Source organism: Clostridium sp. LIBA-8553, assembly GCF_057782465.1.
On sequence record NZ_CM173489.1, the window covers coordinates 3012127 to 3025000 of the forward strand.

General features: G+C 31.3%; 10 protein-coding genes, 1 tRNA gene and 1 rRNA gene (1 of these 12 cut by a window edge). 3 read left to right on the forward strand and 9 right to left on the reverse strand.

What is annotated here, in order from left to right; all coding sequences use genetic code 11:
- Positions 1-22: 22 nt before the first annotated feature.
- Complete coding sequence (locus tag AC2JAQ_RS13505; RefSeq protein WP_488456903.1) at positions 23-1039, reverse strand: alpha/beta hydrolase; 1017 nt, start codon at positions 1037-1039, stop codon at positions 23-25.
- A gap of 14 nt (positions 1040-1053) precedes the next feature.
- The gene (gene tsaD / locus AC2JAQ_RS13510; protein ID WP_488456904.1) at positions 1054-2073 is read right to left on the reverse strand and encodes a tRNA (adenosine(37)-N6)-threonylcarbamoyltransferase complex transferase subunit TsaD; all 1020 of its coding nucleotides are present in this window, start codon (positions 2071-2073) and stop codon (positions 1054-1056) included.
- Between the two features lie 141 nt (positions 2074-2214).
- Here tsaD and AC2JAQ_RS13515 point away from each other — a divergent pair, with 141 nt between their 5' ends.
- Complete coding sequence (locus AC2JAQ_RS13515; protein ID WP_488456905.1) at positions 2215-2844, forward strand: RusA family crossover junction endodeoxyribonuclease; 630 nt, start codon at positions 2215-2217, stop codon at positions 2842-2844.
- Between the two features lie 8 nt (positions 2845-2852).
- Positions 2853-3413: a GDSL-type esterase/lipase family protein gene (locus AC2JAQ_RS13520; RefSeq protein ID WP_488456906.1), complete on the forward strand. Its 561-nt coding sequence runs from the start codon at positions 2853-2855 to the stop codon at positions 3411-3413.
- 151 nt (positions 3414-3564) lie between these two features.
- Here AC2JAQ_RS13520 and AC2JAQ_RS13525 read toward each other — a convergent pair whose 3' ends face one another.
- Together AC2JAQ_RS13525 and yedF are read right to left on the reverse strand one after the other, a co-directional pair.
- Entirely contained in the window at positions 3565-4527 is a 963-nt protein-coding gene (locus AC2JAQ_RS13525; protein WP_488456907.1) for an NAD(P)/FAD-dependent oxidoreductase, read from the reverse strand.
- Positions 4528-4558: 31 nt separating this feature from the next.
- Positions 4559-5131, reverse strand: coding sequence for a sulfurtransferase-like selenium metabolism protein YedF (gene yedF, locus AC2JAQ_RS13530; protein WP_488456908.1), 573 nt, complete (start codon positions 5129-5131; stop codon positions 4559-4561).
- A 182-nt stretch (positions 5132-5313) separates the two neighbouring features.
- On the opposite strand from yedF, the gene AC2JAQ_RS13535 reads away from it, so the two are divergent.
- Complete coding sequence (locus AC2JAQ_RS13535; RefSeq protein WP_488456909.1) at positions 5314-7191, forward strand: LTA synthase family protein; 1878 nt, start codon at positions 5314-5316, stop codon at positions 7189-7191.
- A gap of 51 nt (positions 7192-7242) precedes the next feature.
- On the opposite strand, the gene AC2JAQ_RS13540 is transcribed toward AC2JAQ_RS13535, so the two are convergent.
- The 5 genes from AC2JAQ_RS13540 to AC2JAQ_RS13560 all read right to left on the reverse strand — a co-directional run.
- The gene (locus AC2JAQ_RS13540) at positions 7243-8760 is read right to left on the reverse strand and encodes a hypothetical protein (RefSeq protein WP_488456910.1); all 1518 of its coding nucleotides are present in this window, start codon (positions 8758-8760) and stop codon (positions 7243-7245) included.
- 16 nt (positions 8761-8776) lie between these two features.
- Complete coding sequence (locus AC2JAQ_RS13545) at positions 8777-10192, reverse strand: sensor histidine kinase (RefSeq protein WP_488456911.1); 1416 nt, start codon at positions 10190-10192, stop codon at positions 8777-8779.
- Positions 10193-10250: 58 nt separating this feature from the next.
- Positions 10251-10934 carry a response regulator transcription factor gene (locus tag AC2JAQ_RS13550; protein WP_488456912.1) on the reverse strand — a complete coding sequence of 228 codons (684 nt, stop codon included), beginning with the start codon at positions 10932-10934 and terminating at the stop codon, positions 10251-10253.
- A 253-nt stretch (positions 10935-11187) separates the two neighbouring features.
- A tRNA-Asn gene (locus AC2JAQ_RS13555) sits at positions 11188-11262 on the reverse strand.
- Between the two features lie 54 nt (positions 11263-11316).
- A 23S ribosomal RNA gene (locus tag AC2JAQ_RS13560) occupies positions 11317-12874 on the reverse strand; it runs 1347 nt beyond the window's last position.

Genomic DNA, 12874 nt, shown 5'->3' on the forward strand with positions numbered 1-12874 from the left:
CATAGGATATGTTTATTTTAGCTTATTTTTGCTCTTCTGGACTATTATCCTGAATGAATTTTATACTTTCTAAAAGTAATTCAGGTTTTTCTAAAGGTATAACATCTGTTTTGTTTTTAGCATCTATTATTTGTACTTTACCTTCAGAAGTAAGCTTCTTTAAACTTTCCTGTTCAGCTACAAAAGCATTATCATTTACTATTATGCTCAAAGGCTTCCCATTTAATAATCCAGATTTTTGTGAATTACTACTTTGTTCTAAAATATTTGTAAGTTCACTGTAGTATGCACTATTATAGTCACTCTTAGTTCTTAAAACATCATATGTATTAAGACTTTCTTCACTTAAATTTGAGTCTAATCCAATAGGATTTTTTAACATACCAAACTTATTCATTAGTGATGTTAAACCAAAATAAGAACCATATTTTTGTACAAATCTACTAAACTTTTGATCTGAAAACTGCTTCATATAATCTTTATTATTTAAGGCTTCTTCGCTAATTGGATCTATAAGAATAACTCCCTGTACTAGTTCTGGATAAAGTTCTGCAAAGTTACACATAACTAACCCTCCATAACCTTCTCCTACAAGTATATATGGTCCACCAATTCCGACTTTTTTAAGGATCATTCTAAGCTGTTGAGCCTGCTCCTTAATACTTTTACCCTTTATCGATTCAGAAAAACCATATCCAGGTCTGTCATATGCAAAAGTTCTGTATCCATATTCTTTTTCTATAAGACCTTGTACCTTCTCCCACTCGCTTATACCTAAACCTAGGTCTGAATCCATGATTATAGTTGGTTTACTTTCACCCTGAAAGTTAAAATAATTTTTCTTACTATCAATTCTTACATACTTAGTATCTGGTTCTATTTTACTACTATCAATCTTATTTACTATCATTTGATAAGCAAAGCCTATAAATACTAAAACTAATACAAATAAAAATATATTTTTTATTACACTCGTAGGCTTTATTTGTCTGTTTTTATTCAATTTATGAAATCCATTTGAGTACGGAATAAACTTCATTAATAATTCAGCCCCTATCTTTCTCCTAATCTTAGGTTAGGTTTTGCATTAAGATTCATTTCAGATATATTTCCTTTTAATAATTCAAAATATGCAGCACTACCTATCATGGCAGCATTGTCTGTACAAAGTATTGGTGATGGGAATAATACCTTTATTCCTCTCTTCTCTCCTTCTTTAATAAGATTTTCTCTTAACGCACTATTAGAAGCAACACCACCTGCAATTGCTATCTTATCGGCTTTTCTCATCTTACATGTCTTTATAGCATTGTCAGTTAATACTTCAACCACTGCCTTTTGGAAGCTTGCTACCACATCAGCTTTATTAATTTCTTCATTTTTCATTTCCATCTTATTTAAATAATTTAGTACAGCTGATTTAACTCCACTAAATGAAAAATCTAAAGTATCATCATGGAAATTAGCTTTTGGGAATTTTATAGCATTACTATTTCCTTCCTTAGCCAATTTATCTATTTTAGGTCCACCTGGATATCCTAATCCTACAGCTCTTGCTACCTTATCAAAAGCTTCTCCAGCAGCATCATCTCTTGTTTCTCCTATTATTTCAAATTTTCCATAGTCTTCAACGTGCACTACAAAAGTATGACCTCCTGAAACAACTAAACAAACAAAAGGTGGTTCTAAATCTTTATGATCGATGAAGTTAGCACTTATATGTCCTTCTATGTGATTAACACCTATTAAAGGTTTATCTAAAGAATATGCTAATCCTTTAGCGTATTGAAGACCAACTAAAAGAGCTCCAACTAATCCAGGACCATATGTAACTGCTATTGCATCTATGTCATCGAAAGTTACTCCTGCAACCTCTAAAGCTTCCTCTACCACTGCATTTATAGCTTCTATATGTTTTCTTGACGCAACCTCTGGAACTACTCCCCCAAATTTTGTATGTGTATCTATTTGAGAAGATATTATGTTTGATAAAACTTCTCTACCATTAACTACAACAGCTGCTGCTGTTTCATCACAACTACTTTCTATTGCCAATATAATTTTTTTATCCATTTTAATCCCTCTTAATTTTAATTTTTCATGTAAACATAAAGTATTATACTTTATCTATTAAATACATTCAAGAAATGTAAATACCTAATGTTACATTATGATATAATCTATATTATTATATCATATGATTGGAGGTTTACTATGAATTCATATGCAAAAGTTATAGTAAAAGGCTCACCTATTACTAAATCAAATTTTAAACTATCAAATGCACAAGGGCGAGCTATTTTACCATCCAATTCTGGAAAATATCATGATAGATATGCTTTATATGAAGAGCAAATAGCTTATGAGGCTAGAATACAAAATCCTAATGTGGTTTTAGAAGAATCTTTAATCGCTGTTTTAAAAGTTTATTATAAAAGTTCCAAAAGACATCCAGATACCAGTAATATAACAAAAAGCATATTTGATGGAATTGAAAAAAGCGGTTTAATAATAAATGATATGCAAATAAGAAGAATAATAACAGAAGAGTTTTACGATAAGGAAAATCCTAGATTTGAATTAGAACTTTTCGGTGAAAGTTCATATAGTTTTAATTATCAAATAGACAAACGTGAAAAAGAAACTGAGAAAATTCTTTATTCACCACCACCTAATAAAAAAAGAAAAATTACTAATAATAATAAAGAAAAAAAATCTTCTATGTCTAAAGAAAATTCAAACACAATATGCTCTATTTGTAATAAAGCCATTGTAGGCACTGATTTCGTTACAGCTAATAAGGGGACAACTATAGTTTGTAAAAAATGTTTACTAAGAATGTAGGTGATTATATGAACGTAATTTGTATAGGTGATTCTTTAACATTTGGCTATGGTGTAGGCCAAGATAACTCATGGGTTTCACTTTTAAATACTGAAAATAATAAATTTTTAAATAAAGGGGTTAATGGAGATACTTCTACAGGAATTTTATCTAGAATTTATCCAATATTAAAGTCAAATGACTCAGATATTTGTTTAATAATGTGTGGTTCAAATGATATTTTAATGAACAAATCAATTGATTCTATAATTGAAAACATTAAATTAATGATTGATGATTGTAACTCTTTAAGTATAAAGCCAATAATATTATCTCCACCTAAAATCTTTGAAGAACTAGCCCTTCAAAGATGGAATTCTTCTATAGACTATTCTAAATGCAATTCTAGTCTTGAAGAATACTCTAATAAATTAGATTCATTTTGTAGAGAAAATAATTTAGTATTTATAGATATAAATACTAATCTTCCTTTTGATTCCTCAAATTATACTGATGGATTACACCTAAGTATAAAAGGAAATATATTAGTATCTCAGCTAGTAAAGACAATTTTAGATAACTTTATATAAAATAAAACTAAAACTCAGAGTAAGCTTAATGCAAATTCTGAGTTTTAGTCTTATTTATCTAAAGTTTAGGAACTCTTGATGATAACTTGAAAAGACAAGAACCTTAGAGTTACTAGCTATAGGAGATTCAATGCTAGATTAATACTAAAAATTAATTTTTTAAATATTCATTTACAGCATCTCCAACTTTATATCCTTCTTTTGCTGCTACATCAGATAATTCATAAGCATGTAATACATTACCACAAGCAAATATACCATTTTCTGATGTTTCAAAGTCTTCATTAACTAAAATAGTTTCACTACTATTTGATATTCTTAATCCCATCTTTTTACCTAAAGCACTTTCTGGTATCCATGGAACAGATATTAAAAGAGAATCACATTTTATAAATATCTCCTCTTCTCCACCTTTGCTTATCATTACTCCCTCAACTCTTTCAGTACCTAGTACTTCATTTACTGTGTACCCAAGCTTAACAGGAATATTGAACTCCTCAATTATATTTTCTACAATAAACTGAGAAGAGTTAAGATATTCTTTACTCTCAACAATAGCTTGTATTTTAGCACCTTCTATAATAAGTCTTCTAGCAACAATCATATCACTATCATGTGAACCTATTATAACTATATTTTTACCTGGAAGGTATCCATAAAGATTTATAAATCTATGTGCTGTTCCTGATGTATATATCCCTGTGAATTTATTTAAAGGAACACTTACGTTTCCTTTAAACTTTTCTCTACTTCCAGTAGCCAAAACTATTGCTTTAGTTTTCATCTTTTTCATACCTTCATCTGGATTAACATAACTTATCTCTTTTTCTTTAGTTATCTCTAATACAGTGGTATTTAACTTAACATGAATACCAAGTTCACGAACCTTAGTGACAAAGTATTCTACAAACTCACTACCAGTAACTGCTTCTCCTAAAGTTTCTTTTCCAAATCCACAATGAATACATTGGTTTAAAACTCCGCCTAAAACATCTTCTCTTTCAAGAAGAAGAACTCTATCTATGCCATTTTCTTTTGATTTTATAGCTGCAGCCATACCACTTATTCCGCCACCTACAACTACAACGTCATATTCACATAAAATATTCTCCATATTACAAAAATATTTTCTCCTCTCAAAAGTATTATAATTTTATAACCTTGCTAGAAGTATTCATAGATTCTACTATAGTGTACATGTTGCTTATTTCACCTATAGCTAAGTCTTCTTTTATTCCATAAAAATCTAAACATGTTCCGCAGCTTAAAATCTTAACGCCACGTTTTTCTAAAGTTTTTAATGACTCCAATACTTCTGACCCTTTAACTGTAAGTTTAACTCCGCCATTTAAGAAGATAAGTTCCCTTGGTATAATATCATTTTCTGATAATGTGTATAAGTAACCTTTCATAAGGATAGTTCCTAAGTCATCATTTCCTTCTCCTAATTTATCAGTACTTACCACAATTACAAAATCATCTTCATTCTTTGCAACTTTAGTTTCACCATTCTTTTCTATATTAATTATATAATTTCCGTCTTTTTCTATAGCATTACAAGTATATCCACAACCATCAGCATACTTACAGATATTGTTTTTAGCCACCTCATTATCAACTACTACTTCTGCAATACCTTCTTCTATTGAATCAAAATATTTTTTTGTATTTATTACTGGCATCGGACAAGCCATACCTATACAATCTATTTTTTTCATGACCTCACCCCTTAAAATAATCTATATTATAAAGATATCATATTTTTACGAATTGAGAAAATCAAAGTTCATGTAAAAAAGTTCTTTTTAACCTTTTTTGTAATAATTCCTTCATACTATTAACATATTATTTTATGATATAATATTAACTAGCTTTGAATAATTAAAGAAGGGGTGTTTTGATGCAAGAAAAAGTAAAGGTAAATAACGGTCTTGCTAAACTAAAAGAGTCTCTTAATAAAAATGCTTTAATAAGACTAGGTTTTTATATATTCACATTAATAGCCATAGTTTTAAAAGGAGCGCTTTTTTTAGGTTTCTCTTTAAACCAAGATCCACGTGTGCTTAATTTCGGATTAGGATATAGACAAGCTAGTTATTTTTTAAATTATTACATAGCATTTGCAGCAATATTCATAAGTATATGTTTCTTATTTAAAAACAAAGGTAAATTTTTCTCACTAATAATTGTAGACTTATTTATCTCTATACTTACAATGATGGATATTTGGTATTTTAGAGGATTCCAAACAGTTCCATCAATAATGTTATTAAAACAAACTGCTAACTTAGATAATCTTGGAGATAGTATTTTTTCCATGGCTACTCCATATGACTTACTATTTTTCGTAGACTTTATTATTTTAATAATAGCTTTTATAATTTTTAGAAAAAGCTTTAAAAACTGTAAGTCTAATTGGAAGGGTACTTTAGCTGTTTTAATTATCTCAATTTGTTACATAGGTTATGTTCCTTTTAACGTTAATGTTTTAAAAAGAGAAAATGTTAAAAACTCATACTTATTTAGTAACTATGACCCAACTGATACAGTAGAGTATTTCTCACCAGTCGGTTATCATATTTTTGACATATATAATGTTTACAAAAATTCTAAACCGTATGAAATGACAGCAGAAGATCAAGCACAAATAAAAGAATACTATGATTTTAAAAACGAAAATCTACCTGATAATGAATATAAAGGAATGTTCAAAGGAAAGAACTTAATAGTAATACAAGTTGAGTCCCTTGAAAACTTTGTTATAAATCAAAAAATAGATGGACAAGAAATAACACCAAATATAAATAAGTTATTAAATAACTCTATTTATTTCCCTAACATATTCGAACAGGTTAATGAAGGTACAAGCTCTGACTCTGACTTAATGGTTAATACTTCTATGCTTCCATTAAGACAAGGAAGTACTTTCTTTAGAAATCCAGCTACAACTTATAACTCAATGCCTAATATCTTAGAAAAAGACGGATACAGCACTATTGCTATTCATCCAGATAAAGGTTCTTTCTGGAACTATGCTCAAGGATTAACTGGCATAGGTTTTGATAAGTTTGTAGATTACTATTCATTTAATCATGATGAAGTTATTGGAATGGGAATAAGTGACGGAAGCTACTTCAAACAAGTTGCACCAATGCTTAAAGAAATGAAACAACCATTCTATGCATTTACAGTTACTTTAACAAGCCACGGACCATTTGATTTACCAAAAGATTACCGTGAACTAAAACTTAGTCCTGAACTTGATAATAATGTTCTAGGAGGATACTTCCAAAGTGTTCATTACACTGATGCTCAAATAGGTATGTTCATAGACTTATTAGAAAAAGAAGGCCTTTTAGAAAACACTGTTGTTGCAATAGAAGGTGACCATACTGGTCCTCATAAATATTACAATAGTAATATTGAATCATTATCTAATCCAGAATCTTGGTGGTTAGACAATGGAAATCATACAGTTCCATTAGTTGTTTATAACCCAAGTGTTAAGACTCCTGTAAAAGATGATGTTTATGGTGGACAAATAGATATAATGCCAACACTTTTATATCTATTAGGTGTTAACAATGATGTATATCAAAATACAGCTTTAGGTAGAAACTTATTAAATACTAATAGATCCTATGCAGTACTGACTGATAGAACTGTAAAGGGAGAACTTACAGATAAAGAAAAGCAAATAGTAGGTAACTCACTAGATTTATCTGATAAAATGATTAGAGCTAATTACTTTAAAGATAAAATACCTAATAATAATTAAAAAAAAGAGCTGAATTTAATCTTTTAAATTCAGCTCTTTCTTTAATCTTTATTAATTTATTTTTTTAGCTCCATATACATTTTCAACAGTTTCATTCCAGTACTTAACGTAATCCCCTACAGCCCATTCAGCCATAACAATTTTTTCATCACTATTTATGCTAACCTCTCCTAACCTTTCACCTAAACGTCCATCTGTAATATTATATATTGACAATTTATCCTTAGCTAAGGTTATTGCTATTTTTCCATTTGGTGCTGTCACAACATCTCTAACGTCTCTTCCTAATGATGAAACTTGACTCCAAGGAACCATCAAAGTATCATAATTTATCAATATAGGTACTGGATTTATATTTATATCAAAGGGTTTAGAATCATCAAATGATTCTTTTTCATTTAGTAATCCTTCTAAATGCCAATTTCCATTTCTTCTCTGAAGAGTTATATTAGAATATTTATTTTTAGCATAATATTCTTTTCCATCTATATTATATTTCTGAATAGCTTTTTCTTCACTCTTATTATAACTTTGCTCTTGTTCTTTTCCAAAAAGATTAACTATGTCCATGCTTTTATATGTATCCATAGTATCAATTGGTATAATGTTATATTCATTATAGCTTCCTTTAAATTCATGTCCTGAATAAGATTCTAACCCAATATAATCATTTCCTACAAAAGTTATTTCTTCATATATTCCTTTTTTGTTTTGTTCACCTTTTACTTCCTTTTTATCATTTGGATCTTTCTTTCTACTTGTAACTTTAAGTTTATTTTCCATTGCACCATTTTCAAAATTTGAATATAAACTTATGTTTGAGAATCCATTAACTCTTGGTAATAATAAAGAGTCTTCTAAAACCATTATAGGCTGAAGTTCATTATTAATTATAGATATCCATAATGTTTCATAAGTAGCTTCTTCAAAATTATTTTCTTCTACATGAGCTGGCTCTTTAAGTCCAAGTAAAATTCCTACATCCTTTTGATAATATTCTGAACTTATATTATTTCCAGATGATATATTTCCTTGTCCTACAACTACTTTTTCTGAATTCTTAGTAGATGCCTGTGGAACATCAGAAATTTTCTTTAATTTAATCAGATTATCAGATAATAATATATATGCCTCATTTTCATTAATTGAAATCATATTTAAATATGTTTTATTGCTATCATATATAGACGTAACATCTATATATTCACTTTTTATTGTATCCTTTATTTCCTTCTTAATTTCTAAATCATCTATTTCTTTAAAGAACACCTCTCTTTCTACTCTTTTTAACTTAAAGCTAGGATTTGTTATACTTACATCATTTACTACTAACTCATCCTTACTTATATTAATAAATTTTCCTTTTTCAAAATGAAACGCTCCATCTGCGCTTTCTAGGTCGTTTTGACTATTATCATGTAATTTACTTACTATTTCCCATTCTCCTAATATCTTTATATTATCTGACTCTGGTGGAGTTATTTTAGATACATCAAAAGATTCCTTTGGAGAACATCCCATTATAAAAACACTAATAATCGTAAAGAAGATTATAAAAAATTTTTTCATAAAACACCTCTTTTAACTAATTAAACTCATCCTCCACACTTCTGATTAACTTCTTAGGTAAATATATAGTTACCTTTGTTCCCTTACCTAATTCACTATATATTTCTAAAGAACCTTCATGTAAGGCTATAATTTCATCACATATAGATAATCCTATACCATTTTGTGACTTTGAATTTTTACCCTTATAAAATTTTTCTTTTACTCTAGGTAACTCTTCTTTACTTATTCCGCATCCAGTATCAATTATATTAATATATATACCTTCATCATCATATAAGAAATCTATTATTATACTTTCATTTTCATGAGTAAATTTAAACGCATTATCTAGTATATTTATAAATACCTGCTTTAACCTATCCTTATCTCCAACTATTATAAAATCTTTTTCAATTCCTTTTAGAATAAGCTGCTTATGCTCTCTTTCTGCTCTAGGATTCATATATAACTTTAGATATTCTATAAAATCTTTTAAGTTTATTTCTTCATATTTTAACTTAATTTTTCCACTAACGAATTTTGAAAAATCTAAAAGTTCTTCAACCATATTACTTAGTCTATCAGCTTCCTTTTCAATTATATCAAATCCCATTTTTAAGGTTTCTCTATCTGTAAACTCATTATTTAAAGTTATAGCCCATCCCTTTATAGATGTTAATGGTGTTCTAAGTTCATGAGAAACTGAAGATATAAAGTCATTCTTTAATATTTCTCTATTTTCAATTTCCTCAGCCATTATATTAAGACTATCAGCTAATTTTTCAATCTCATCATTAGTAACAATCTTATTTCTTACTTTTAAATTTCCCTTAGCCATCTGCTCTGAAACTTTTATTAATTCTGTTATTGGATTTACTATACTATTAGCTAAAAAATAACTTAATATTATACCTATAGCTAAAACTGTTAATCCTATTACAACAAATACTAAGAAGAAGTTTAGTATAAAATTATCCACATTTCTAAGTGAACTTATATATCTTATAACTCCTACAATTTCATTAGAGGAATTTCTTAATGGTGCAGAAATAGCCATTACCTTACCAGTATAATCTGGAGCTGTTCCTACCCATTTAGCAGTATCTCCATCTAAAGCTCGTTTTACATCTATAGGTGTAGTATATTCTTTTTGATCTAATCCTATAGAATCCATTATTAATTGACCTTTTAAATCATAAATTTGAACTTGAGCATCTGTTTGCTTCCAAAATATATCTACATCTTCATAAACATTTTCTTCTAAACTAACATTTGATAAATACCTCTTATAAAAATCAACAGATATGTTTATTTGACTTAATAATATTTCTTCTGTATTTTGATAATAATACCTAGAAATAAAAATCAAGAACATAGCTGAAACTATAATAATAGTTGATAATAAAACAACTAAAAAGTTTTTCATTAGCCTAGTCTTTATACTCTTCATAAACTATACTCCTATCTTTTACCGCTATGTCCCTTAAGAGATTAAGTAACCTTAAATATTATCTCTTCCATCTATAGCCTGTGCCCCAAACAGTTTCTATGTACTTAGGTTTTGAAGAATTATCTTCTATTTTTGCTCTTAATCTTCTTATGTTAACATCAACTATTTTAGGATCTCCAAAGAAATCAATTCCCCAAACCAAGTTTAATAATTCATCTCTAGTAAATGCCTTACCTGGATTTTGCATAAATATTTTCATCAATAAAAACTCTTTAGGTGTAACATCTATTTCTACCTCTTCTTTATATAAACTTTGAGAATATAAGTCTAACTTGAAACTATCCACTTCTATGCTATCACTATTATTATCTTCACTTATTCCCTCTAATCTCCTCATTAAAGCTTTTACTCTTAAAGTTATTTCTAATGGATTAAATGGCTTTAAAACATAGTCATCAGCTCCAAATTGAAGCCCCATTATTTTATCCATATCTTCACCTTTAGCAGTTAACATTATTATACCCATTTTAGGAAAACTTTCTCTTAAGGTTTGGCATACTTCAAAACCATTCATTCCGGGTAACATAACATCTAATATAGCTATATCTGGCTTTTCTATTAATGCTTTTCTTATTCCTTCTTCTCCGCTTTCACATTCTATAACTTGAAATTTCTCTCTTTGAAAATTTATCCTTAAAAAACCTCTTATACTTTCTTCATCTTCGACCAGTAAAATCTTCATATCTAAAACTCCTTACAATACCTTAATCATTTTTAATATATCTAAAATCTCAATTTTTTTAAATTCCAATAGATATTATTATATCATTTATTATTATATACAATATTGAACTTTCTTTAATTACAAATAGCTTACACTAAAAATACTAAACTAAATAAAATTTTTATTTTAAATACAAAAAAAGTTATAAACTAATAAAATTATTAATTCATAACTTACTTATCTACTTCAAATTAATTTTGAATAAAAAAAATGGCTCCTCGGAGAGGACTCGAACCTCCAACCTATCGGTTAACAGCCGAGTGCTCCACCATTGAGCTACCGAGGAACATTTTATTGAAAGATTTTGTTCTTTCAAAATTGCACATAATTAATACTATATTTGGTCAAGCCCTCGATCTATTAGTATCGGTCAGCTGAACATGTTACCATGCTTACACCCCCGACCTATCAACCTTGTGTTCTTCAAGGGATCTTACTAGCTTACGCTATGGGAAATCTCATCTTGAGGTTGGCTTCACGCTTAGATGCTTTCAGCGTTTATCCATTCCCGACTTAGCTACCCAGCTGTGCTCCTGGCGGAACAACTGGTACACCAGAGGTCAGTCCATCCCGGTCCTCTCGTACTAAGGACAGCTCCTCTCAAATTTCCTACGCCCGCGACGGATAGGGACCGAACTGTCTCACGACGTTCTGAACCCAGCTCGCGTGCCGCTTTAATGGGCGAACAGCCCAACCCTTGGGACCTACTTCAGCCCCAGGATGCGACGAGCCGACATCGAGGTGCCAAACCTCCCCGTCGATGTGGACTCTTGGGGGAGATCAGCCTGTTATCCCCGAGGTAGCTTTTATCCGTTGAGCGATGGCCCTCCCACGAGGTACCACCGGATCACTAAGCCCGACTTTCGTCCCTGCTCCACTTGTGGGTGTCGCAGTCAGGCTCCCTTCTGCCTTTGCACTCTACGAACGATTTCCGACCGTTCTGAGGGAACCTTTGGGCGCCTCCGTTACTTTTTAGGAGGCGACCGCCCCAGTCAAACTGCCCACCTAACAATGTCCTGTGACCAGATTCATGGCCGCCAGTTAGAATTTCAGTACTGTCAGGGTGGTATCCCAAGGATGGCTCCACTAAGGCTGACGCCCTAGTTTCCTAGCCTCCCACCTATCCTGTACAGACAATACCAAAACTCAATGCTAAGCTACAGTAAAGCTCTACGGGGTCTTTCCGTCCAATCGCGGGTAGCGAGCATCTTCACTCGCACTACAACTTCGCCGGATTTACAGTTGAGACAGTGCCCAAGTCATTACGCCATTCGTGCGGGTCAGAACTTACCTGACAAGGAATTTCGCTACCTTAGGACCGTTATAGTTACGGCCGCCGTTTACTGGGGCTTAAGTTCACACCTTCGCTTGCGCTAAGTGTTCCCCTTAACCTTCCAGCACCGGGCAGGCGTCAGCCCCTATACATCAGCTTACGCTTTAGCAGAGACCTGTGTTTTTGCTAAACAGTTGCTTGGGCCTATTCTCTGCGGCCTACTCTCGTAGGCACCCCTTCTCGCGAACTTACGGGGTCAATTTGCCGAGTTCCTTAACTGTAATTCTTCCGCCGGCCTTAGGATTCTCTCCTCACCTACCTGTGTCGGTTTGCGGTACGGGCACTACTTCTCTCTCTAGACGCTTTTCTTGGCAGCGTGGAATCATGTACTTCGGTTCCGTGGAACCTTCCCCATCACGCCTCAGCATTATGAAAGCGGATTTGCCTACTTTCACTGCCTAAACGCTTAGACTAGCATCCAATAGCTAGCACACACTATCCTCCTGCGTCACGCCATCGATAATAACGATGGTAGTGGTACTGGAATATCAACCAGTTGTCCATCACCTACGCCTTTCGGCCTCGGCTTAGGTCCCGACTAACCCTCAGCGGACGAACCTTCCTG